General features: G+C 44.9%; 16 protein-coding genes. 8 read left to right on the plus strand and 8 right to left on the minus strand.

Translation table 11 applies throughout. The features are described from left to right. The first annotated feature begins 221 nt into the window (after positions 1–221). Together AB6D06_RS14535 and AB6D06_RS14540 are read left to right on the plus strand one after the other, a co-directional pair. Positions 222–1793, plus strand: coding sequence for a BCCT family transporter (locus AB6D06_RS14535; protein ID WP_372058015.1), 1572 nt, complete (start codon positions 222–224; stop codon positions 1791–1793). 323 nt (positions 1794–2116) lie between these two features. Then, a complete protein-coding gene (locus AB6D06_RS14540; protein ID WP_017070254.1) occupies positions 2117–4000 on the plus strand; it encodes a methyl-accepting chemotaxis protein in 1884 nt (627 codons plus the stop codon). 342 nt (positions 4001–4342) lie between these two features. Here AB6D06_RS14540 and cydC read toward each other — a convergent pair whose 3' ends face one another. The 3 genes from cydC to trxB all read right to left on the minus strand — a co-directional run bounded on the left by cydC (position 4343) and on the right by trxB (position 8962). Further along, the gene (gene cydC, locus AB6D06_RS14545; protein ID WP_102445402.1) at positions 4343–6064 is read right to left on the minus strand and encodes a heme ABC transporter ATP-binding protein/permease CydC; all 1722 of its coding nucleotides are present in this window, start codon (positions 6062–6064) and stop codon (positions 4343–4345) included. Next, positions 6057–7841, minus strand: coding sequence for a heme ABC transporter permease/ATP-binding protein CydD (gene cydD, locus AB6D06_RS14550; protein WP_372110668.1), 1785 nt, complete (start codon positions 7839–7841; stop codon positions 6057–6059). The genes cydC and cydD overlap by 8 nt, the downstream gene beginning before the upstream one ends. Before the next feature lie 161 nt (positions 7842–8002). Beyond that, positions 8003–8962: a thioredoxin-disulfide reductase gene (gene trxB / locus AB6D06_RS14555; protein ID WP_050052961.1), complete on the minus strand. Its 960-nt coding sequence runs from the start codon at positions 8960–8962 to the stop codon at positions 8003–8005. Between the two features lie 529 nt (positions 8963–9491). Here trxB and AB6D06_RS14560 point away from each other — a divergent pair. The 3 genes from AB6D06_RS14560 to AB6D06_RS14570 all read left to right on the plus strand — a co-directional run bounded on the left by AB6D06_RS14560 (position 9492) and on the right by AB6D06_RS14570 (position 13818). Continuing rightward, positions 9492–11159: a diguanylate cyclase gene (locus tag AB6D06_RS14560; protein ID WP_102332090.1), complete on the plus strand. Its 1668-nt coding sequence runs from the start codon at positions 9492–9494 to the stop codon at positions 11157–11159. 783 nt (positions 11160–11942) lie between these two features. Then, positions 11943–12599 carry a 2OG-Fe dioxygenase family protein gene (locus AB6D06_RS14565; protein ID WP_048607150.1) on the plus strand — a complete coding sequence of 219 codons (657 nt, stop codon included), beginning with the start codon at positions 11943–11945 and terminating at the stop codon, positions 12597–12599. Further along, positions 12583–13818 carry a cysteine desulfurase-like protein gene (locus AB6D06_RS14570; RefSeq protein ID WP_372110672.1) on the plus strand — a complete coding sequence of 412 codons (1236 nt, stop codon included), beginning with the start codon at positions 12583–12585 and terminating at the stop codon, positions 13816–13818. Before AB6D06_RS14565 ends, AB6D06_RS14570 begins: the two co-directional genes overlap by 17 nt. Positions 13819–13939: 121 nt before the next feature. On the opposite strand, the gene AB6D06_RS14575 is transcribed toward AB6D06_RS14570, so the two are convergent. Next, a complete protein-coding gene (locus AB6D06_RS14575; protein ID WP_017063583.1) occupies positions 13940–14611 on the minus strand; it encodes a type 1 glutamine amidotransferase domain-containing protein in 672 nt (223 codons plus the stop codon). 215 nt (positions 14612–14826) lie between these two features. On the opposite strand from AB6D06_RS14575, the gene AB6D06_RS14580 reads away from it, so the two are divergent. Both AB6D06_RS14580 and AB6D06_RS14585 read left to right on the plus strand, forming a co-directional pair. Further along, a complete protein-coding gene (locus AB6D06_RS14580) occupies positions 14827–15711 on the plus strand; it encodes a LysR family transcriptional regulator (protein ID WP_372102888.1) in 885 nt (294 codons plus the stop codon). A 304-nt stretch (positions 15712–16015) separates the two neighbouring features. Next, positions 16016–17308: a diguanylate cyclase gene (locus AB6D06_RS14585; protein WP_372110675.1), complete on the plus strand. Its 1293-nt coding sequence runs from the start codon at positions 16016–16018 to the stop codon at positions 17306–17308. Between the two features lie 151 nt (positions 17309–17459). Here the strand turns inward: AB6D06_RS14585 and AB6D06_RS14590 are convergent, their stop codons facing one another. Further along, the gene (locus tag AB6D06_RS14590; RefSeq protein ID WP_017063586.1) at positions 17460–18284 is read right to left on the minus strand and encodes a DUF2797 domain-containing protein; all 825 of its coding nucleotides are present in this window, start codon (positions 18282–18284) and stop codon (positions 17460–17462) included. 303 nt (positions 18285–18587) lie between these two features. Between AB6D06_RS14590 and AB6D06_RS14595 the strand changes: the two genes are divergently transcribed. Continuing rightward, complete coding sequence (locus AB6D06_RS14595) at positions 18588–19883, plus strand: GGDEF domain-containing protein (RefSeq protein ID WP_372110679.1); 1296 nt, start codon at positions 18588–18590, stop codon at positions 19881–19883. A 254-nt stretch (positions 19884–20137) separates the two neighbouring features. On the opposite strand, the gene AB6D06_RS14600 is transcribed toward AB6D06_RS14595, so the two are convergent. From AB6D06_RS14600 to AB6D06_RS14610, 3 genes are all read right to left on the minus strand, one after another. Beyond that, a complete protein-coding gene (locus AB6D06_RS14600; protein ID WP_017059762.1) occupies positions 20138–21508 on the minus strand; it encodes a DASS family sodium-coupled anion symporter in 1371 nt (456 codons plus the stop codon). A gap of 197 nt (positions 21509–21705) precedes the next feature. After that, entirely contained in the window at positions 21706–22506 is an 801-nt protein-coding gene (locus AB6D06_RS14605; RefSeq protein ID WP_372110682.1) for a vancomycin high temperature exclusion protein, read from the minus strand. Positions 22507–22678: 172 nt separating this feature from the next. Further along, complete coding sequence (locus AB6D06_RS14610; RefSeq protein ID WP_136973971.1) at positions 22679–24367, minus strand: NAD-dependent malic enzyme; 1689 nt, start codon at positions 24365–24367, stop codon at positions 22679–22681. Positions 24368–24386: the final 19 nt, after the last annotated feature.

The following is a 24386-nucleotide window of genomic DNA, read 5'->3' on the forward strand; positions in this document are numbered from 1 at the left end:
ACTTGAGTAATTACGTGAATATTGTTTGAAATTCCATCGAACCGATTCTAGTTTACTGAAAACAACAAGTTAACCTGCTAAACTTCAGACATCCAAGTATTTGAATAATTGTGATAACAACTTGTACTGCTTGGATCGTTCGTTCGAGTTTTGACTAGGTCACAGGTAAATAAGGGATATTGAGGTTAATAGACCCTATTAATATTCCGTAGAGAGGGATAATGACTAAAGGTATAGATAAATACAGTATCGACAGTACGGATTACACTGTCGGTCAAGATAATGTCCAAAAATGGGGTTTTGATGTTCATAACCCAGTATTTGGTATCAGTGCGGGACTTATTGCTTTGTTCCTCATCGGTGTTCTGATTACAGATACCGCTTCAGCAAAGGCTGCACTAGATGGCGTTAAAGGCCAGATTATCAATTCGTTTGATTGGCTCTTCATCTGGTCGGGTAATATTTTCGTAATTTTCTGCTTAGGCTTGATTGTTTCTCCGTATGGTAAAATTCGCCTTGGTGGTGTTGATGCGACGGCAGATTACTCCTTTATGTCTTGGCTATCGATGCTGTTTGCCGCAGGTATGGGTATCGGCTTGATGTTCTGGAGTGTGGCTGAGCCTGCTGCTTATTATACAGGCTGGTACGAAACTCCGCTTAATGTTGCAGCGAATACACCAGAAGCGGCTAAGTTGGCGCTAGGTGCAACCATGTATCACTGGGGTCTGCATCCTTGGGCGATTTATGGCGTAGTAGCATTGTCACTTGCTTTCTTCTCTTACAACAAGGGGTTGCCTCTTTCTATCCGTTCTATCTTTTACCCAATTTTAGGTGATAGAGCTTGGGGTTGGGCGGGTCACATTGTTGATATTCTTGCTGTACTTGCAACGCTATTTGGTCTGGCGACATCGTTAGGTCTTGGTGCACAACAAGCGGCAAGTGGTATTCAGCATGTATTCGGCATTGAAGCGGGCCTAGGTCTGCAAGTTATTGTGATTACAGCGGTGACTTTATTGGCGGTAGTATCAGTACTTCGTGGTATTGATGGTGGCGTTAAAGTTATCAGTAACATCAACATGTTGGTGGCTTTCCTACTGCTTATCTTAGTGGCTCTAATCGGCTACGCGGTGACTTTAGGTTCTATCCCAACGACATTGATGGCATACATTGAAAACATCATTCCGTTGAGTAACCCTCACGGTCGTGAAGATGAAACGTGGATGCACGGTTGGACTGTATTCTACTGGGCTTGGTGGATCTCATGGTCTCCATTCGTAGGTATGTTTATCGCACGTGTTTCTAAAGGTCGTACCGTTCGTGAGTTCATCACAGCAGTACTGATTGTACCGACTACAGTGACTATCATTTGGATGTCAGTATTCGGTGGCATGGCGATTGACCAAATCGTGAATAACGTTGGTATTCTTGGTCAAGACGGCCTAACAGATGTATCACTAGCAATGTTCCAAATGTTTGATGCACTGCCGTTCGGGACTCTGCTTTCAATCATTGCGGTTGTATTGGTTCTAGTATTCTTCATTACATCGTCTGACTCAGGCTCTCTAGTAATCGACAGCATCACCGCGGGTGGTAAAGTTGATACGCCTGTGCCTCAACGTGTGTTCTGGGCGTTCCTTGAAGGTGCGATTGCTGTGGCTCTATTGTGGGTTGGTGGTACTGAAGCAGTACAAGCTCTACAAGCGGGTGCAATCTCGACGGCATTACCATTTACCATCATTCTATTACTGATGTGTGTGAGCTTGCTAATGGGTATGCGTACAGAAAAACGCTAGGCTTTTTAAGCTGAAATCTACTGCAATTTATACGCAGTAGAACGGTAAACAATATGAAGGCAGAAGAGGAAACTCTTCTGCCTTTTTTGTTTCCTCTTTACCGTGTTTTCTTGTCTCTTTTAAGCATGTGAAGTGCGATAAAAATGTTAATAACCGTAGAGACAACACCGCCTTAAATTTGGCGATAAGCCAAGGATTTGACATTACTTAAGCTTATGGTTTGCTTAAAATTATATTCCAATATTAAATTGTGAAATCGCTCGAATTTAATACTAATATTGGGTAGTATGCGCGAGATTTCCCACCACTCGTGAAACTTTGACATGAAACTAACACTAAAGCAGAAGTTGATAGGCGCTAGCCTATCTGCTGTTGTCGTTATGGCTACAGCGTTGACTTGGTTGTCAGCAAACCAATTATTTGAACAGACTCGTAATGGCGTATACCTACGAGCTGAAAGCGTATCTGAAGCAGCATCTGAAGGTATTAAAAACTGGATTGATATCCGTACTGATATCGCATCAGCATTTAATGACTTTTCACGAGAGGATGATGTTGTTCCTTTCCTTAGACAAGCTCGTGTAGCGGGTGGCTTTGACGATATCTTTTTAGGTACTCCAGAAGGTGGAATGTACCGTTCACATCCTGAACGTAATCGTGCAGATTACGATCCTCGTCAACGTCCTTGGTACCAAGAAGCAAACGCTGCAGGTAAGCAAATCATTACTACGGCTTACCAAGATGCAATCACCAAAGCACTTCTAGTAACGATCGCAGAACCTGTTCGCCACAATGGCCAACTTGTTGGTGTTGTTGGTGCAGACGTACTGATCGACCAGTTGGTTAACGATGTAATCAGCCTTGATGTTGGTGACAACGCTTACGCAATGCTAATTGATGCCTCTGACGGCACATTCCTAGCACACCCAGATTCAGCACTAAGCTTGAAGCCGGTAAGCCAGCTTTCAAACGATATCTCTATGCCTATCATCGAAAACGCAGTGCGTACGGGTAGCATCGAGATCATCAAAGAGCGCGGCGCAGACAAGCTGCTTTACTTCACGAAGGTGCCTAACACTAACTGGATCTTCGCGGTTCAGATGGACAAAGCAACAGAAGAAGCGAACCACTCAACGCTACTTACTCAGCTGATCATCACTGCTGTCGTTATTACGCTCATCGTAATCGTACTCGTGTCTTGGTTAGTAAGCTTCCTATTCCGCGACCTAAACCGCGTTTCAGCAGCACTTGAAGAAATTGCTTCAGGTGAGGGCGATCTTACTCAACGCCTTGAGCCTAAGAGCGACGACGAAATTGGTCAGCTTGCAGCAAACTTCAACCGCTTTGTGGGTAACATGCACACCATGGTGATCAAGCTAAGCGAAGTATCTGCTGCGCTAGGCAACCAAGCACGTCAAACGGCTTCTCAAGCTGAAGAACGTAGTGCTCGTATCCAAATGCAACAAGACGAGATCAACATGGTAGCAACAGCCGTTAACGAAATGGCTGCAGCAACACAAGAGATCGCAGGTAACGCAGACCACACTGCACAGAACTCATCTGAAGCGGTTGGCGCGTGTGAGCACGGTACTGGTCAAGTGACACAGACTCAAAGCTCTATCCAAAACCTTGCTCAAGAAGTTCAAATCGCAACTAACGTGATTCTCGAGCTTGAAGAGCACGGCAACAGCATCAACGCTATCTTGTCTAACATTCAAGGTATTGCAGAACAAACGAACCTACTTGCACTTAACGCCGCTATTGAAGCAGCACGTGCCGGTGAGCAAGGTCGTGGTTTCGCAGTAGTAGCGGATGAAGTTCGAGTTCTGAGCCAACGTACACACGGTTCAACGCAAGAAATTCAACAAACGATTGAGTTGCTGCAAGGTACAACAGGCAAAGCGGTTAACATCATGAACGATAGCCGTACTCTTGCTGAAACCAGTGTTGATGACGCGAACTCAGCGGCTGCAAGCCTAACGCAAATCCATGCTGCTGTTGAACGCATCAGTGACATGGCAACACAGATTGCTTCTGCTGCAGAAGAGCAAGCGTCAGTAACGTCTGAGATTACTCGTAACACTGAAGGAATCCGTGACGTATCTAACGAGCTAGCAGACGAAGCACACCAAGCTGCAGAGCAAGCCGCTCAACTTTCTGAGCTGTCTCACGAGCTAGAAAGCGAAATCAGCCGCTTCAAGCTTTAAGCACTAACTCGTAATTTAAAAGCCGAATGTGATTATCACATTCGGCTTTTTTGTGCGTGCTAGTTAGAGTTATGAATCCCTAACTAGTTATTCGGATAGCCAGGGAATTTCGCTTTAAGGTTGGCACGAGTAGGGAAGTACTGCTCCATAAATTTAACCATCGCAGGGTCGTTCGCTTGTCGTTTTTAAGCTGTTTGGGTATTGGCATCAAGGTCAGTACTTATTGTAAGTGACTGGCCAAGTTTGATTGGAGAAGGGTGTAGTTCAGGAGAATCACAGACACAAAAAAGCCCGAGCATAAACTCGGGCCTTGAATAGTTTTCTTTATAGCTTAAGGGGAAGCTAGATTGCCTGACGAAGTTGGAAATAACGTCCTGCTTCGTTTAACAGTTTCTCATGAGAGCCGTTTTCAACAATCTCGCCTTGTTCAATCAGAACGATCGAATCCATCGACTCTAGACCAATCAAACGGTGCGTAATGAAGATAACCGTCTTGCCTTCAAAGTGCTTCTCGAACAGCGTCATGATGCTGTGTTCTGTTTGCTTATCTAAGCCTTCTGTTGGCTCATCTAGAAGCAGGATAGGGGCATCATGAAGAATCGCGCGTGCGATACCAATACGGCGCTTCTCACCCCCAGACAGTTGACGACCACCGTCACCTAACCAGCTATCAAGTGCATTATTCTCAAGCAGCTTTTCTAGGCCAACATCTCTTAGGATATTCGCTAAGTGATCATCGGTCGCTTCTGGTCTTGCAATCAACAAGTTGTCACGCAAAGTACCATTTAGAATGTCGACACGTTGGCTTACCACACTGATTGATTCACGAAGCTGTGATTCGTTCCACTGAGTCAGTTCAATGCCCGCGATTGAGATGTAACCCTTTTTAGGATCCCAGTAGCGAGTCAGAAGCTGAATCAGTGTCGATTTACCAGAACCCGTTTGACCAACAATCGCAACCTTGTGCGTGGCAGGGATCGTTAGGTCAACAGCGTTCAGAACACTGCGCTCAGAGTCAGGGTAGTTGAACGTCACGTTTGAGAACGTAATATCAAGCGGCTTGTTGATGTCGAGTTTCTCTTCAGCAAACTGAACTTCAGGCTCTGACAGAATAACTTCATTCAAGCGACGAGCAGAAGACAGAGTTTGACCTAAATGCTGGAACGCGCCTGCGATAGGCATCAGCAGTTCAAAACTTGCCATGGTTGCGAATGCCATTAGCGCGATGAACGGGTCTGGTGCATTACCACCCACACCGTCAGCCGCAAGCCAAAGCATAAGAACCAACGTTAAACCGTTGAACAGCATTAGCGCAGCTGAAGCCATACCGGTTAGGTTAGCATTCACAAACTGATTCGCCATCAGCTTGCGTTGCGTTTCTAGAATCGCATTACGGTAACGCTCCTCAGCACCGAACAGAGTTAGCTCGCTGTAGCCTTCAATCCAATCAAGCGTCGTTACACGAAGATCCGCTTTGTTCTGTGTTAGCTCACCACCATTACGTTTACCAAGCTTGTAGAACAAGATTGGCCAAACCAACAGCATGATAAGAAGGATAGAACCTAGGATTAAACCTAGTGAGCTATCAAACCACATCAAGAACAGAGTCAGGAAGAAGATCCCAAATACACCCACCGTCACTGGGCTTACTAAGCGCAAGTAAACGTGGTCCATGGCATCGACATCAGCAACCAAACGGTTCAGTAGGTCAGCATCACGAAGGTTTGAAATACGACCTGGGATCAGCGGAGCCAGCTTCTTAAAGAAGAAGATACGCAGATCAGTCAGTAGTTTGAATGTCGCATTGTGGCTCACAACACGCTCACCCCAACGACCCGCTGTTCGGCTCATTGCTAAACCACGTACACCACCACCTGGTAGCATGTAGTTGAAGGTTTCACGTGCAATCGTAAGGCCAGCAACCGCAGAAGCTGAAATAAACCAGCCTGATAGCGTTAACAAGCCGATAGAAGCCGATAGAGTAGCAAAAGCCAATAGCATGCCTAGCGATAGGCCAAACCAATGCTTTTTATAGAGTTTCAGGTAAGGCAGTAAATCACGCATCTAAATTACCCTTATTATCTTGTTGAGCTAAGTTCGCGTTAAGCATCTCTTCGAATAAACCACCCGCAGTCGAAAGCTGAGAGTAATGACCTTGTTCAACAAGACCACCATCGCGCATAACCAGAATGTTATCGACCGATTGAAGCGGGGCAAGTTGGTGCGTCACAAGTAAGGCAGTGCGGCTTTCGATGTTGCTATTGATGCCTTTCATTACCAACTGTTCGCTACGAGTATCTAGGCTGGCAGTGGGTTCATCGAGCAACCAGAACTGACCGTCTTGAATCATTGCGCGAGCTAGAGCCAAACGCTGAGATTGACCCACAGACAGACCGCCAGAGCGATCAGAAATCATGTAATCCAAGCCGTGCTCATTTACGAATTCGTTAGCAAAAGACTGCTCAAGTGCATTCTCGACAACTTGGTCAGTGATATCGTGCTTACCTAGAGTAACGTTGTCACGAATTGTGCCGTGCAGTAGCAACGGGTTTTGACCAACCCAACTAATCGTTTTACGCCAAGAGGCTAAGTCTAGGTCACGCAGTTCAATGCCATTGATTTTCAAGCTTCCTTCATAAGGCATGAAACCAAGAATGGCGTTGATCAAACTTGTTTTACCCGCACCACTTGGACCAACTAACGCAGTCGATTGGCGAGTATTCAGTGCAAACGAGATAGGGCCAACCAGTTGAACACCTTCAGGGCTTAACACTTTGAGATCTTGAGCTTCAATATTGATGCCTTGAGCCGGATCAAGCTGAGTGTCGCCTGATTTAACCTTAGTGATGTCGGTTTCTAGGAACTCGACAATACTTTCAGCTGCGCCAACCGCTTGTTGCTTCGCGTGGTAGAAAGTACCTAAATCACGCAGAGGTTGGTAAAACTCTGGCGCCAAGATAAGGATAAACAAACCTGCGAATAGCGTAATGCCAACGCCGTAGTGGCCGAAGTTAAGCTCGCCGATGTAAGTGAAACCAAAGTAAACCGCCGTCATCGCAATCGAGATAGACGTGAAGAACTCAAGCACAGCAGAAGACAAGAAAGCGATCTTCAATACATCCATAGTGCGCGTTCTGAACACCTCTGAAGCACCTTTCAATACTTCGGTTTCAGCGCTAGTACGGTCGAAAAGACGAATCGTTGTCATTGATTGCAAACGGTCGTAAAAGTGACCTGAAAGACGCTGAAGCGCTTTGAAGTTTTTACGGTTTGCATCAGCCGCTTTCATACCTACAAGTGCCATGAACATCGGCACCAGTGGCGCAGTCAGTAGGAAGATAAGGCCAGCTGCCCAGTTTACTGGGAATACCACGACCAAAATAATGAACGGAATCATTACCGACAAAGACATCTGAGGTAAGTAACGAGAGAAGAAGTCTTGCATGTCTTCAACTTGTTCTAGCAACAACGTTGCCCACGTACCGGCAGGTTTGCCTTTGATATAAGCAGGGCCCAACTCACGTAACTTATCAAGGATCAGTTGCCTGATGTAGACACGGATCTGTTCACCACAGCGATAACCTGCGATCTCACGTCCCCATGTACAGCCAGCACGGCCAACGACCGATAATGCCAAGCCTGCGAAATGACCAACCAGTTCAGACTTATCGACATTTTCGATGATCAGCTGGTGAAGAATAGAGGCGAGAAGAGCTGCTTGAGCAATTAAAAACACGCTTGAAAGTACGCCAAGGCTAATCGCAATCATAAGCCAGCGTTTCGCTAACTTACTCTGTTGCTTAAGCCACTTGTTCAAGCTGCGTTGTTTTTTCTTATCCATTATGAAGGCTTAATGATAATTATTATTTGTTGAGGGCGGCTAGTATACAAAAGAAAGCCCAGTGGATATACCACTGGGCTCTAGGGATTTACAACAAAATGTGATGACGCCCTGCATCTACTGAGGCGAGAGCACCGATAATCAAATCTGCAATCTCAGATTTACTTATCGTTAAGGCCATCTAGGAAGCGTTCAGCATCCAGTGCAGCCATACAACCTGTACCAGCAGAAGTGATTGCTTGGCGGTAGTTGTGGTCCATTACATCACCTGCAGCGAACACGCCTGGGATGCTGGTTTGTGTCGCGTTACCTTCAAGACCAGACTGAACAATGATGTAATCATCTTTCATGTCGACTTGGCCTTTGAAGATTTCAGTGTTTGGTTGGTGACCGATAGCAATGAATGCGCCCATTACTTCGATATCTTCTGTCTTGTCAGACTGAGTATCTTTAATACGAACGCCAGTCACGCCCATGTCGTCGCCTAGAACTTCGTCTAGCGTGCGGTCAGTGTGAAGAACAATGTTGCCGTTCTCTACTTTGTCCATTAAACGCTTCACTAGAATCTTTTCAGCGCGGAACGTGTCACGACGGTGAACTAGATGAACTTCAGACGCGATGTTAGATAGGTAAAGTGCTTCTTCAACAGCCGTGTTACCACCACCAACAACTGCAACTTTCTGGTTGCGGTAGAAGAAACCATCACATGTAGCACAAGCAGAAACGCCACGGCCTTTAAATGCTTCTTCAGACTCCAAACCTAGGTACTTAGCCGATGCGCCCGTTGAGATGATCAACGCATCACACGTGTACTCGCCAGAATCGCCTTTAAGACGGAAAGGGCGGTTTGAAAGGTCTACTTCGTTAATGTGGTCGAACAGGATCTCTGTTTCAAAGCGCTCTGCGTGCTCTTTCATGCGATCCATCAGTGCTGGACCCGTTAAACCTTCAGCATCACCCGGCCAGTTTTCCACTTCTGTTGTGGTTGTAAGCTGACCACCTTGCTGCATACCCGTAACAAGTACTGGGTTTAGGTTTGCACGAGCAGCGTAAACTGCAGCTGTATAGCCAGCAGGGCCAGAACCAAGAATCAATAAATTACAGTGCTTTACGTCGCTCATGAGGACTCCGAAATTGAAATTGTTTTTATTTATAATCGCTTAGGATTGTATGGAAAATATGGAGGCAATAAAAGGTTAAACAAGGGCAGAAGTGTAATTAATCGTTATACGTTAGAACATAACCGAACTAAATGATGGTCTTGTAATCCTGTGTCTTAGATCAATAGCGATAAGTCAAGGAAAGTGCTCTTGCAAACAGCTATGCATATTGCTCACTTTTAGGGCCTTCTTGATCATGGTGTTTCTATAGCAGTATTTACTTTTTTTCGTATACATTGATGAGTAGAAAAACAAGAGAACCTGAATCCTATGTTTTATTTTAAAAAGTTTGCGTTAAAAGACGCTGCAAGAATTCATCAAAATTAGCGTGCAGATAAGCGACCACAAGACGCACTTTTAGTATGAACGGCATGATTACAAACAGGTGTAATGTTGGTTAATACTTGAACTGTTGAGTGTTTCTCGGTTGTTATTTTTTTGTATGTGTTATTATTGATATTTATATATTGCGCGGAATCATTTGAACTCTATGCAGATTCTAATCCTTTTTATCAATGTGTTTATTGTGTGCCTGAATTCGGTTTTTGCTTCTCCGCTGCAGGTCAGCGGGGAACAATCTGTGTTAGCTAATGAAGCTGTAAGATGGTATGAAATGCCTTTGTTATCTGATCCAGTCGATTTTCCCATATTAAAAAAACACATTGAATCCTCTCCAAGGATTGAAACGATATTTGGTGGTGAAGGGGCGTTTGGGTTGAGAGTTGATTTGGCCAACTCCGATATCAAGTCGTCACAACAAATAGTTACACTCCGTGCAAACTATTTGGATCAAGGTTGGGGGTACTGGCAATCAACAAATGGTCAAGTAAGGCGAATACTTGATTTTGGCCAATTAAGTAACAAGAGTATCTTGCATCTGCATAGGCAAAGCTTCCCGTTAATATTGAATGCGGAGGAATCTGGAACACTTTGGCTCTACTTGGAAGCAAAGAAATTTCCAAAGGCAGTTAACTTCACTCTTCAACCTGAATATCCATTTTATATTCACGTTTTCCGCAACAATACGCTCACATTAGCTTCTATTACTGTCATGCTAACGTTGGGAGTTTTCGCTCTTTTTTGTTACTTTCAAACTAAACATCCAGTCACACTGGCTTGTGCTGGTTATGTTGGGCTACATGGCCTGGGATGGTTCGCCGCTTCAGGCGCTTGGGGGTACTTATTATCAAGCCAAAGCTGGAACCCAGTTTATTTTGGAATGGTATTGTTTCCGTTTGCGGTTGCTTTTTCTTGCTATTACACAAGATTATTGTTTGGATTTCCGCAGCATTTTATTCGTATTAATCTTACCTTTCAGGCCTTTAGTTGGCTGTGTGTCATTATCGGGTTTATTAATGTCTTTGCCCCGTTTTCGTTGACTTTTGTTATGTCCCATTTAATTGCGGCAATCTGGGTGCCGACAATGATAGTGACTGGCGTATTGATGGTTTATCAACGAAACTTTGTCGCTAAATATTATTTGATCGGTGGTCTTTGTTATGGCACGGCTTTGGTATATTACATTTTTGCGCATTTTGCACCATTGCCGACTCAGAGATCGACAGAAGTCATCGTTGTTGTTGCATTAGCAATAGATTGTACCTGCATTTTATTGTCACTGATTGAATGGTTGCGGATTCAACAACATCAACATCAGAAAACCTATATCCAGTCGAGGGTGGATAGTTTAACGGGGCTTGGAAACCGGCTGGATTTTAATGATGCGAGTAAACAATTAGTACATCATTCCTATTGTATCGTCTTCATCGATTGTGATGGCCTTAAATCGATTAATGATACTTATGGTCATGATGAAGGGGATCGCTTTTTAGAATACACCAGCCGCATGATGCGAGAAAAATTTACAGACCTTGGAATGGTTTATCGAGCTGGTGGCGACGAATTTATCTGGTTGTTGAAAGTGGATAAAGAGAAACAAGTTGAGGCTCTCTATTCTCAGATTGAGCTTAGAGTGACTCAGGTGGAAGAGCAAATTCGCAGTGCTGATTGGCCTCAGTCTGGCCTCAGTTTTGGAAGCGCATCTAGTTTTGAATGTGTCAATTTTTCTGAGTGTTTGAGCTTAGCTGACCAGCGAATGTACCAGCAGAAGCGCTCGAAGAACGGTTTTAAAAATCAGTCCAGTGAAATTGAGTGTTAGCTAAATTCCCTATTTTCTAAGTGAATCGTTTTAAGTCTAGTTAACTTATTTTCGTTTTGACTTTTGGTGTAAATGTCACCAAAGGTGGCTCTTTTAGCAACCAACCTTTCAAGCTTGCTTACCCTCTCATCTGTTTTGTGTAGAACATTCCCAATCTTTATAGTCGCCTATTTTTAACGAATTCTAAGTTAGGACATAAAGGCAGACCATCATATTCCAAATAAACGCATCATTTATAATTGTAGGTTTTATTAGAAAGCACTCTATTTGAGGGCGGTCGAGTTCCCCCCGAACTCGACCTGTTCCAGACGCGCAAGCAAAGGCGTTTGGTTTCTGGCTTAGTCATAAATTAACCAATTTCAGTTTGTTGTGTAAATAATCAATAGCTTGGCAACTGATAGGTAGGTCGTATTTTGCTGTGCAAAAGCATAGAAATGAATGATGGCGAGAGTGATGCCTGAGCTCATGCAAGGAGGCTGGCGTATTGAAGCAAAAGGGCTGACACAATATGAAACCTGGCTTGCTAGTTAATAATATCGTTAAATTTAAATTTGTAGGGATTTATAACTAGCTAGTGGAGTGTGCTAGTTTTAAGAGTTGGTCATCTTTTATTCTGGTGTTATACACTGCTTTTGAATCTCAGGTTAGATTTAGTGTCTGAATTATTAAATCTGACGGGATAAATGATTGTTTAATGTTGATTTGGCAAGATCTTCAAGTATCCTTTATGTAAATAAAACGTTAAATATCGAAAGTTAATTAACAATCATTAAGGAGTCGATGATGTTACATGCTCACGAAAATACCCTACATATTACCCACCTCAGTAACCACGCGGTTAAGGAGTTGTCACCTTCATTCTCTAAGCTACCAAGCACAGAGCATGCGGATGGACAGTTCCGATTGAGAAGGTACTCAGTGGTTGAATTCAGTAATGGACAAGTCGTTGAGCTAGACAAACATAACTTTGTTCAGTCTGAAGACATTAATCACTTTCAAGGTGACGTTGTTCGTCAATTCGAGCCGATTGAAGCACAAATTCTAAGCAGCGAAGGCATGCAAGAGATGTGTGAATTGTTTATTGAAACCAACGGGCTTGAAGACGGACAAGAAATCGAAATCCATCAAATCCGCATTGCCGCTATTTTTGAAGAAACTCAAGTTGCACCAGAAGGTGTTCACCAGGACGGTTTTGACCACATCGCGATCATTGGTGTTACTCGCCACAACATTGTGGGTGGTGAAGTGATGCTTTATCAAGATAGCCACGAAGCACCGTTCTTCAGAAAAGTGTTAGGCGATGGTGAAGTGGCAATGCTTGCTGATAGTAAGCTTTGGCACAATGCACAACCGATTCGTACCATAGACCACGGCGAGATGGGCTACATGGATGTGTTTGTTCTAACGGCTAAGGATGCGCGCAATGTCCTTCACTCTTAATGATGTGCGCCAGCAGTTTAGCGCGCTAGGCCAATACCATAACGGTAAGCCGGTGACCTTTTTTGATGGGCCGGGTGGCTCTCAGGTACCTGAGAATGTTTTAGCTTCAATGACCGAATACCTAGGGCATTTTAATTCAAACCTAGGCGGCCACTATTTTTCTAGCCAAAAGACCACAAGCTTAATGCAGCAAGCAAGAGAAGCGGCGCAAGCACTGCTTAATGCGGAGTCTTCTGGCAATGTTGTGTTTGGTGCCAACATGACTTCGCTGACATTTCAGCTTAGCCGAGCGATCAGCCGTGATTGGCAAGCTGGCGATGAGGTGATTGTTACCGCGCTAGACCACTACTCGAACGTATCTAGCTGGCAGCAAGCGGCAGACGACAAAGGCGCGATAGTTCGCCAGGTTCGTGTCGACGAGTCAGATTGCAGTTTGGATATGGCGCATTTTGAGTCACTGTTGAACGAGAAAACCAAGCTTGTCGCGGTGACGTTTGCTTCGAACACGACTGGCTCTATTGTCGACATGGCAAAAGTTATTGAGCTTGCACATCAGCATGGTGCGCAGGTTTATGTCGATGCCGTTCATTACGCGCCACATCACTTGATCGATGTTCAGCAGCTGAATTGTGATTTCTTAGCGTGTTCAGCGTATAAATTCTTCGGCCCGCATGTGGGCATTGCTTATGTTGCACCTCAATGGCTACACACGTTAAAGCCTTACAAGGTTGAGCCTGCAACCAATATTGGCCCAGGCCGTTTTGAAACAGGTACGCAAAGCTTTGAAGGCCTTGCAGGTGTGATTGCGGCGGTAGATTACTTGGCGCAATTCGGTGAGCCAACCGACTCATTGCGTTCTCGTTTAGAGCAAAGCTACGCGCTTTATAATAAGCATGAAAGCCAGCTCAGTGAGTACTTCCTTAAACGCTTGTCTGATCTTGAAGGGGCAAAGCTTTACGGGAAAACAGAGTTTGATTCGAACCTAAGAACGCCAACCTTTGCGGTTACCTTTGAAAACCATTCTCCAGAGTTCATCGCCAAGAAGCTGGGTGAACATAATATTTGTGTGTGGAACGGACATTTCTACGCATTAGGTTTGGTGAAACAGTTGGGTATTGAAGAGCAGGGCGTGGTGCGTATTGGTTGTATGCATTACAACTCGATTGAAGAGATCGACTTGCTGTTCAATGTGCTTGAAGGGATCTTGCGAAGTAATTAGCGAGAAGCCATTAGCAAGAAGTAATTAATAAGAAGTCACTTGCCTTTGCTGTTTGTGCCTTTAGATCGAAAAAAGAGCTTATTTGAACAACGCCAGTTATTCGAATAAGCCCTTGATTTAACTAAGACAGGTGCTTAACCAGAGTTGCACCTACAGCGTGCGCGCTGGTTGGGTTTTGGCCAGTAATCACTCGCTCATCAACAATCACAAGCTCTTGCCAAGGTTGAACCTTGTTGAAACGCGCTGCGCTGCGAGCAAGAGACTCTTCCAGTAGGAACGGAATGTCGTTGATGGTGCCAAAGTCGATCTCTTCTTCACGTGTAAAGCCAGTCACCGATTTAGAGCTTAGTAGCTTCTCGCCGTTGCTTAAAACAATCGGAAGCAGCGCCGCAGGGCCGTGACATACTGACGCAATCACACCACCATCTTCGTAATGCTTAGCCGCAATAGCAGCGAATTGCTCGTTGGTTGCTAGGTCTGAAAGCAAACCGAAACCACCTGGGTAGAAGATAGCATCGTAGCTTTCTGCATTAATTTGGTTTACAGGAATCGTATTGTTGATGCGGTTTTGGAAGTCATCATCAGCCAAGATCTCAGCGTTTACTGAATCCCCTTCAATATCGGTTCCGTACAATGGGCCTTTACCACCCTTGATAGAAGCGATGTCGTACTCAAAACCCGCAGCAATGATCTCTTTGAGAGCATGAGTCAGTTCAGGCGCATAAGTACCATTCGCTTGATCTGTATCGCCTAGTGTTGCGTGGTTAGTTACAGGTATTAGTATTTTTTTCATGATTCGTCCCTTTGAGCTGCTGTTTTTTTTATTTAGGTGCTGACGCTTTTCGTTAAGCACTGAAGCTTTTCGTTAGGCGCTAGGTATCGCGTTGTTACTTAGCTATCGCCGCCTTGTTGTATCTAATACTAGTTCCAAACTGATTAGGTGATAATATACGAAACAGGCAAAACATTGTTGCTATATAGCAAAGATAGAATGCGAGTAGATTAAGTATGGATAGCTTTGAAGGGATTAATGAATTTGTTGCGGTCGCCGAATGCCACGGCTTTTCAGCAGCCGCTAAACAGCTAGGTTGCAGTACCAGCCATGTGAGTCGGCAGGTTTCAAGGTTGGAAGAGAGAGTGGGAGTGGCCCTGCTTGCGCGTTCAACACGGATGGTTAGCCTGACTGAATCGGGCCACACTTATTACCAACAGTGCAAAGACTTGGTGATTGGGCTGCAACAGGCCAATGAACAAGTCACGTCTCAACAAACTCAGTTGAGTGGTACTTTACGTGTTAGTGCGGCGGGCGCATTTGCAGAGAACCATGTTGCCGCGGCGCTGATGGAATTTGCTAAAGATCATCCTGAGCTCACCATAGAAATGAATTTCAATACCAAGATGGTTAACTTCATCGAAGATGGCATCGATTTCGCGATTCGTTATGGTCGATTGGACGATTCAGGATTGGTGGCAAGAAAGCTGGTTGATCGCCCGATGGCAGCGGCAGCAAGCAAAGATTACATTGCTGAGTTTGGTGCTCCAGCGAATCCAGAACAACTCAAGCTGCACAGCTGTATTATCGCCAACAGTGACCAGTGGTTGTTCGAGAACGATGGAAATCCGCTAACCGCAGTCAGAGTTCATGGCCGTTGGAAAAGCAACAATTCAAGCGCTGTACTGAAAGCTTGCGAAGAGGGGCTTGGCATCGTTTATCTTCCTAAAAGCAGTTTCAATGGCAGTCTTAGCAATGGAAAACTCGTCCCTGTGTTAGAAGAGTATTGGGGAGCGGGCACAAGCAGTTGGATTGTTTATCAGAACCGTCGTTTTCTTCCACAGAGAGCACGGTTAGCTATCGACTTCTTAGTCTCATATTTCTCTGATTGGAATGAATAGTTCGTAGGTTTAAAGAATAGTGCGCAGGTTTAAAAGAATAGCGAACAGGATTTGAAGTGGTTGGGAGCGGATTCTTTCATCAGTTCAAGGCCAAAAGTAGAAAAAGATAATGGTTACATTGGTATAGGTTATCTATTTCTGTTTTTTGACGCGAATAATGGGATTGAGATGCTTGTCTACTTTTACTAACTCGTGTTAGCAATTGAGTTGTAGAGAAGGCCGCAACAGTACGATATACTAGATGGCATATTAATGTCCCTAGCGCGTGATAGATTGTGTGGAAGCGTTGGCAGGATGTGTTGTTATGCTCCAGTTTGTGGAGTATAGCGAGAGTGCGGAGTTGGCAATGTCTTCAATAAATTTCGAATCCACGTACGGTGTAATAACTATTCAAGATATGAATGTAGTTAGTGTAGACGCTAATTATGCTCGCATCTATGGATACCAATCACCCGAAGAACTACTTACTAATATAGATAGCTTCCTAGATCTAATCTCAGAAGAATACCATGTTTTAGCCTATCAAAATTACCTTGAAACGATCAGTGGTCAACGCGATCCGCAGGTCCACACCTATGTTAATGTTGATCGCAATGGTCGAGAGTTCACAGTGTTCTCTATTGACCATGTGACAGAGTGGCAAGGTCGGCCAGCACTGCAAGTCACGGTGATCGATCTTTCCCCTGCGATTCAGCTACAAAATGCGGTGCGTGAACAAGATAAGATGTATCACGATATGATCATGCAATCCGGGCAGGGCATCTTGGTTCACCGAGAGTTCAAACCGCTGATGGTCAATCAATCGTGGGTCAACATGCAAGGCGCGGCTTCCATCGAGCAAGTTCTAGAGCTGGACTCGATTCTTGAATTGGTGCCAAAACAGAATGCCGATGGCATCAGCAAGCACTATCAGGCGATCGTGTCGGGTGAGTTGTCTGGCACGAGTACCGTGGTTGAAAATATCGGCTTTGACGGCGTTCATCGGTTCTTCAATATTTACGACAATGCGATTACTTGGAAAGGTCAGCCAGCCGTTCAGGTTGTACTCGAAGATGTGACTCAAAAGGTGATGTTGGAAAAGCAATTGGTTCATCAAGCGAATTACGATGAAATGACTGACTTACTCAATCGCAGAGCGATTTATGAGTGGTTAAGGGAACATATTGCCTCTGATACTCATGTCGTCAGTATGCTGCTTGATATCGATGACTTCAAATCGATCAATGATACTTACGGCCATATGGTCGGTGATGAGGTCATTTGTGCTTTGGCTAATATTACCAAGCGCAGTGCCGAGAAAGCCGGCGGAGTCGCAGGCCGTTGGGGTGGCGAAGAGTTCATTATATTTATCCCAAACACGTCTCTTGAAACAGCACACGAAGTGTCAGAAGAGATTCGCCAACAGTTCAATCAAGTTGAATTCAGAATCGATGAACAGTTACGATTTAATTCGAGTGTCAGTATCGGAATCAGTGATAGCCAAGCCTGTGAAGACGGTGTCACGATTGATGCACTCGTGAATTTAACCGATCAATCTCTCTATCGCGCGAAAGCCAACGGCAAGAATTGTGTAGACGGAGATGTGGTTGCGCTCTAACGCCTAAAATCGTCATCGAAAGCGAATAGGATCGACAACGAAAAATGCCCTCAAGTCATCACTTGAGGGCATTTTAGTTTTTGGCTATTCACTAAGCGCTTCTAACTATAAGAAACGCCTCTAACTATAAGAAACGTTTAAGTTCTACAAGTTATGCCGACACTTCCACTTCGTAAGAACCAAATTTACGGATGTTAATCACACCAGTATCTAGGATTAGGTATTGGCCTTTAATGCCTTGAAGTACGCCTGTCACTTCAGGGTTCTTATCAAAGTTATGCGACACAATCTTCACTGGGTGCTGTTCAACTGGGTAGCTCAATGAAGTGATGTTTTCGCTCAGAATCTCGATAGCATCATCACCAAACTTCGCTCTGATCTCTTGGATTTTATCCTCAACCAACGGCAACAGTTCTTTGGCTTTTTCTACCAATTCCATATCGTCGCCGTCGCCTTTAAGCAGCGTGCGCCAGTTGGTTTTGTCAGCAATGTGCTTTGCTAACTCAACTTCGATCAGGCCAGAAATCTGACGTGTTTTTACCTTCAAGATAGGCAAACCTTGAGTCGCGCCTTGGTCAATCCAACGGGTAGGGATTTGAGTGTGACGAGTGATACCTACTTTTAGGCTTGATGTGTTCGATAGGTAAACGAAGTGATCAACCATGCAGTTCTCTTCACCCCATTGAGGCTCGCGACACGTGCCTTCATCGTAGTGACAAGTCTCTGGCTTCATGATGCACATGTCGCAGCTTGCTAGCTTTTTCATGCACACAAAACAGTGGCCTTGAGAGTAGCTCTTCTTAGTTTTCTTACCACATGAGCAGCAAAAAATATTGCCGGTGTGAGTGAGGTTGATGGTTTTACCAATCAGAGGGTTTAGCTCTACAAACTCTTCGCCTACAGGCAAACGGTAGGTAACCGCGCCATCAAGGGAAGCACTCATCTTTTTGAGTGTTCCTTTTGCTAATAAAGACATGACATTACTCGTTGTATTTTGATTATTATTTCGTCGACTCGATTGCGCTGTGAGCAGGCAGTACGGTTAACGATGATTATGCGATGAGTATAACAAATAGAGCCTGTTTTTATACGCAATATTACTTGATTCTCGCCGTGAATAATCAACAGCAAATACATCCATTAAAATATAGTATGACATTTTGTTCGGGCGTGATATAACGTTTTTTAGTGATTTATTGGTATTAAGATCACTAATTTATCTAACTTGTTTTTTATCGTGAAATCCCAACTATAGGGATATTAAGCAGGAAGCTTAGACGTGAAGTGGATCCATAAGATTGTTATCTTTCTAGTTATCGCAACGCTTGCCATTGTGCAGTATTACCGTGTGAGCGGAAATCGTGTGATAACGGCAATTACCCCTGATAAATATGAATTTATCGCGACCAGTGATCAAGTTGATAGGGGAGTCAGTACGTCCCAGTTATCCTATGAAAATGGACAGTACACTCTCGATTGTGAACTTAAAGAATCTGAGTATCCGTGGCCTTACTGTGGGCTGTCGATTCGTATCAACCCTGACATCACCTCGGGCCTTGACCTTTCTCAGTACCACACCTTTAGAGTGAACATTGATTACCATGCGGAGGCTGACTCTAGTGGCCGTTTGAGAACCTATCTACGTAACTACAACCCTGCTTATTCAGTTCCTGATGACGAGTACACGCACAAGTACAATGGGATGGAGTTTTCTCCAGGAATCGATGGTGGTGTGATTGAAATCCCGATCAAAAATCTGCAAGTGATGACATGGTGGCTGGCTGACAACGACATTGCGTTAGAGCATTCGGCCCCTGAATTTTCGAATGTGAATATGGTTGAGTTTGCTACTGCGTCTGGAGCGAAACTCGGTCACCACAGAATCGTCATCCTCAGTATTGAGTTCGAAGGTTCGTATATCACCGCAGAAAGCTTGTTCATGATCCTACTGTTTGTGTGGGTGGGGACGGGCACCGTATTCTTGCTGTCAGAGTTAAACCGTTCAAGAAAACGCATGGTGATCGCAGAGAAAAGACATCACCACTTAAAGAACGTCAATCGCGCACTGAGAGAACAGAATTTTGAATTTTCAGAGATGGCCCATCGTGATGAGTTAACCGGAATACTAAACCGCCACGCGATTCGTGATTGGTTGAAAATGCAGTCACAACATGTGAAGCAAGGACATGGCAAGCTGGGTATGTTGTATCTCGATATCGACTACTTCAAGAGTGTAAATGACAAGTACGGACATCAAATGGGTGACCATATTTTACGCGAGTTCAGCATGGTGGTGGGCAGTTCGATCAGCGCTACCGACAAGTTGGTGAGATGGGGTGGTGAAGAGTTCATTGTTTTTTGCCCTGAGACCGAAGCCGGAGAGGCGCAGATAAAAGCTGAACGCATTCGATTATTGGTTAGCCAGCACCTTTGGGTTCATGGCGATCCGCTGACATGCAGTATCGGTGTTGCCGAGATGAAGCAAGAGCGAGTGACAGAGACCATTGCTCGCGCTGATGAAGCTTTATATCAAGCAAAGCATTCAGGTCGAAACCAGGTGATCTTGAGTCACTAATCTGAAAATTGTTTTGATGAGTTTATAAGCCACACGTGCATATGTGACGTGTGGCGTTTTTATGGTTCTTCTCCCAAAAGCCAAAACAAAAAAGGTGGCGCGGGGCCACCAAAAGGGAAAGCGTTTCTTGTTTTTATATGCCCGTTCAGTGCTTGCTTACGCTGAACGGGCATTTTTGTCTTGGTTGAACCGGGGGAAGTTCAACCAGTTTAGGGGAGCATTCCTGTAAGCATGCGCTTATAGAACGTTAGTGTTTACCAGAAGATCCAAGCGAACAGAGTCAGAACTAGGATACAAACTAGGTTCAACACCATACCGATTCGCATCATCTCTTTCTGCTTGATGTGACCCGAGCCAAACACGATTGCGTTTGGTGGTGTTGCAACAGGAAGCATGAAGGCACAAGACGCAGCAACAGCGATCAGTGCAGACAAAATAACTGGCGACATACCAAGTGCTTCAGCGATGGTTGCGAATACTGGCACCAGAAGTGCTGCACTCGCTGTGTTACTCGCAAATTCCGTTAGGAATACCACGAACGCTACCACGGCTAGAATCGTAAGCAGTACGCCAGCTGTTTCTAAAAATCCGCTTAGTGAGTGTGCTAAGAATACGCTGGTTCCTGTCGCTTTTAGAATGTTACTTAAGCAGATACCACCACCGAATAGGATAAGAACACCCCAGTCCGTTGTCTTCTCAACGTCTTTCCATTCCACCGCTCTAGAAGCGCCAAGCAGTACAATTGCGCCAATCGCTACCAAGCTATCAAATTTAGAGAATCCGCCAATCATTGCGTTGATTGGTTTACCGAATATCCAAAGCGTTACGGTTAGAAGGAAGATAGACAGTGTGATTTTCTTGCTGTTTGTCCATTCAACTGGGGCATGGTCTAGCTCGAATTTGTGGTCAAGCTTCGGCTTAGTCATCACGTAAAGAATAATCATCGCGATTGGCAGTAAGATCATTGAGATTGGTAGGCCAAGTGCCATCCACTCTGTGAAGCTCAAGCCAACTTCTGCCGCCGCAATTGCGTTTGGTGGGCTACCAACCAAGGTTGCGATACCACCAATCGATGCACAGTAAGCGATACCCAGTAGTACGAACACGTAGGTGTTGCGGTCTTCACTTTGGTCAACCTTGTTCATGATGCCAAGAACAAGAGGAAGCATCATTGCTGTGGTGGCTGTGTTTGAGATCCACATTGATAGACCTGCACTCACACCGAACAACATGAACACAGCGACCGACATTCTGCCTTTTGCTATCAGCAGCACTTTGTCAGCTATCGCTTTATCTAGCTCTTGCTTGTTCAGTGCAGCTGCTAATGCGAAGCCACCCATGAATAAGAAGATGATCGGGTTTGAAAAGTTAGCCAGCGCTGCGGGCGTATTGAACACACCAAACAAGACAGCCAAGAGTGGAACGAGCAGAGCGGTGATGCTGACATGAATAGCTTCGGTTAACCATAGAACCGCAACGAACACGAGAATACTCAAACCAGTATTGACTTGTGATTCGAAAGGAAGGGTGTTGAGCAAGAGTGCGAATAGCGTGAAATTACCAATTAATATCATGCTGTTGCGGGTGAACAACCAGTGTTTCAGTGTAGTAACAAGTGCCGTCATAAGACGCTCCTTTTGTTTATCCTCGTTGTATTGGTGCACGACTTCATTGAGTCATGCTTATTATTGTCGAGGTATATAGCTTGATGTAGGGTCAGACTTTGTTGGAAGAATGTTACTCAAGTTAATAAAGGAGTGTTGGTGTGTTTTTGCTTAACAATGGGGAAGTGTGAGGCAACAAATTCAAAATGTGTAGTTTTCTACACATCGGTCTCTGCTGGGTCTGCAATCGGGCTTGTTATAGGGTCTACAATAGGGTTTACAGTGGGGTCGGTGATAGGGTTTGGGATCGGAAATGATTCCGGTTTTGGACTCGGTTGAATGGGCTCTTTAGGTCCAAGGAACTTTGGCGTTGTCCCCATAATATACAGATCAAGAAATGCCTTGGTACGCGCAAACACTTCACGCAAACGTATTGAGCTTCCCGAGTGATGGGTTGGTCCTGAAACCGCTAAACACTGCGCGTGAATATCGTAAGAATTGGCGATGAATAACGCTCTTTCACAGTGGAATTTTTGAGTGATGATCAGAAAGTTATCGGTATCGAATATCTTTTTGGCGCGAACAATCGAGTCTAAGGTTCTGAAACCCGCGTAATCTAGATTGATGCGTTCCTCGGGGACGCCCGCTTTTAACAAGTCGCGTTTCATCGTCCACGGCTCATTGTAAGAGCGATGAGCGTTATCGCCGCTCAGTAGAAATTGGTCCACTTTTTCACGATCGAACAGCTCAATCGCGGCTTCGATTCGGTGCTTATAATAGTCGTTGAGTGTTCGACCCAAATATTTGCTCGTGCCAAGCACAACGGCGACCTCAAGCTCGGGCACTTCATCTATATCGTAGATGATGCGATCTTCCGCTTGCCATGAAACCCAATAATCGATCGCAATAACCGCAGCGCTGCCTACTAAGAACACGAGGAAAGCGCCAAACAGAAAACCTTGCAGTTTTTTGTAAGCTTTTTTTATGTAGCTACGGATAATGTGAGAATCAAATTTCACTCTCGGTATGGTCCTTTCACTGAGCATTAATTTTTGAGTGCTCGATAATACCAAATAAAAATGAGAAAAATCAGTTAAAAAGACAAGACAGTTTAAAGAAAAAAGCCCCTGCAATTGCAGAGGCTCATATAAGAGTCGTTAACGCTCTTTATTCCAAGCGCAGTACGCTTTATTAGAATGCCGTGCGCTTGTAGCGACGGTAAACTGGCTGCCAGAAGTGCTGGTCAATCGCTTGTTGCAGTGCTTCTTCAGTGATCTCTAGAGCAACGCCCTGTTCAATCGCCTTTTTACCTACCGCAAGAGCAATTTTCTTAGATACCGTGTGGATCTCTTCCAATGGTGGAAGTAGAGCACCTGTGCCATTGATTGCTAGTGGAGAACACGTAGCAAGTGCACGGCTTGATTCCATTAGCATTTCGTCAGTGATGCGTGAAGCATTCACAGCCAATACACCAAGGCCAATACCTGGGAAGATGTAGCTGTTGTTACACTGAGCGATTGGGTAAGTTGTGCCGTTGTGAACGACTGGCTCAAATGGGCTACCTGTCGCAACAAGTGCTTGGCCATCAGTCCAACGAATAATGTCGTTTGGCGTCGCTTCAACACGGCTTGTTGGGTTCGACAGTGGGAACACGATAGGGCGTTCACTGTGTAGGTTCATCTCTTTGATGACTTCTTTGCTGAATAGACCCGGCGCCCCAGATACACCAACCAATACTGTTGGTTTAGCGTGACGAACAACGTCTAGTAGTGAGAAGCCAGTGCCATCGCTTTCCCAGTCTTTAGTATTTGCGTTGGTTTGAACTAGGCGCTGTTGGAAATCAAGCAAGTTCTGCATGCCTTCCTGTAGCAGACCCCAACGGTCAACCATGTAAACTTGAGAGCGTGCCTGTGCATCGCTGATACCTTCAGACACCATTTGAGCAATGATAGCTTCAGCAATACCACAACCCGCAGAACCCGCACCCAAGAAGGTGATACGTTGGTCTGAAAGTTTGCTGTTTGCTGCTTTACATGCTGCAAGTAGAGAACCAACCGTTACGGCTGCTGTGCCTTGGATATCATCGTTGAAACAACAGATGCGATCTTTGTAGCGCTCAAGCAGTGGCATTGCGTTCTTTTGTGCGAAATCTTCGAACTGAACTAATGCATCAGGCCAACGGCGTTGAACCGCTTGGATGAACTCTTCAACGAATGCATCGTAGTCAGCACCCGTAATACGAGGATGACGCCAGCCCATGTACATTGGGTCAGCAAGACGTTGAGGGTTGTTAGTACCCACATCGAGCACGATTGGTAGCATGTAAGCTGGGCTGATACCGCCACAAGCTGTATAAAGTGCTAGCTTACCAATTGGAATACCCATACCACCGATGCCTTGGTCTCCCAAACCAAGAATACGCTCACCATCCGTAACCACGATAACTTTAACGTTGTGGTTTGTCGCATTATTCAGTAGGTCATCGATACGATCGCGGTTCGGGTATGAGATAAACAGACCACGGCCACGACGGTAAATATTTGAGAAGTTCTCACATGCTGCGCCAACGGTTGGCGTATAAATGATAGGCATCATTTCAGAGATGTGGTTTTGAACTAAACGATAAAAAAGCGTTTCATTAGTGTCTTGGATGTTACGAAGGTAGATATGCTTATCCATATCACTTTCGAAGTTACAATATTGTTTGTATGCACGTCCTACTTGCTCTTGGATTGTTTCGGTTGTTTCCGGTAACAAACCTTCAAGGTTGAAAGAACTGCGCTCTTCAGCAGAGAATGCGCTGCCTTTGTTTAGAAGAGGTGTACTTAGTAGAGCAGGACCAGCATAAGGGATATATAGAGGGCGTTTATCGTTGTTCATTGGATGCCTAATATGGGAG

It is taken from the genome of Vibrio sp. 10N.239.311.G01, from assembly GCF_041465805.1.
Classification (GTDB): domain Bacteria; phylum Pseudomonadota; class Gammaproteobacteria; order Enterobacterales; family Vibrionaceae; genus Vibrio; species Vibrio crassostreae_C.

Coding starts and splice junctions, on each gene's coding strand:
- AB6D06_RS14560 (WP_102332090.1), top strand. CDS start 9,492: ATGCAGATTCTAATCCTTTTTATCAATGTGTTTATTGTGTGCCTGAAT.
- trxB (WP_050052961.1), bottom strand. CDS start 8,962: ATGAGCGACGTAAAGCACTGTAATTTATTGATTCTTGGTTCTGGCCCT.
- cydC (WP_102445402.1), bottom strand. CDS start 6,064: ATGCGTGATTTACTGCCTTACCTGAAACTCTATAAAAAGCATTGGTTT.
- AB6D06_RS14600 (WP_017059762.1), bottom strand. CDS start 21,508: ATGACGGCACTTGTTACTACACTGAAACACTGGTTGTTCACCCGCAAC.
- AB6D06_RS14590 (WP_017063586.1), bottom strand. CDS start 18,284: ATGTCTTTATTAGCAAAAGGAACACTCAAAAAGATGAGTGCTTCCCTT.
- AB6D06_RS14585 (WP_372110675.1), top strand. CDS start 16,016: ATGCTCCAGTTTGTGGAGTATAGCGAGAGTGCGGAGTTGGCAATGTCT.
- cydD (WP_372110668.1), bottom strand. CDS start 7,841: ATGGATAAGAAAAAACAACGCAGCTTGAACAAGTGGCTTAAGCAACAG.
- AB6D06_RS14540 (WP_017070254.1), top strand. CDS start 2,117: ATGAAACTAACACTAAAGCAGAAGTTGATAGGCGCTAGCCTATCTGCT.
- AB6D06_RS14610 (WP_136973971.1), bottom strand. CDS start 24,367: ATGAACAACGATAAACGCCCTCTATATATCCCTTATGCTGGTCCTGCT.
- AB6D06_RS14575 (WP_017063583.1), bottom strand. CDS start 14,611: ATGAAAAAAATACTAATACCTGTAACTAACCACGCAACACTAGGCGAT.
- AB6D06_RS14535 (WP_372058015.1), top strand. CDS start 222: ATGACTAAAGGTATAGATAAATACAGTATCGACAGTACGGATTACACT.
- AB6D06_RS14570 (WP_372110672.1), top strand. CDS start 12,583: ATGTCCTTCACTCTTAATGATGTGCGCCAGCAGTTTAGCGCGCTAGGC.
- AB6D06_RS14565 (WP_048607150.1), top strand. CDS start 11,943: ATGTTACATGCTCACGAAAATACCCTACATATTACCCACCTCAGTAAC.
- AB6D06_RS14580 (WP_372102888.1), top strand. CDS start 14,827: ATGGATAGCTTTGAAGGGATTAATGAATTTGTTGCGGTCGCCGAATGC.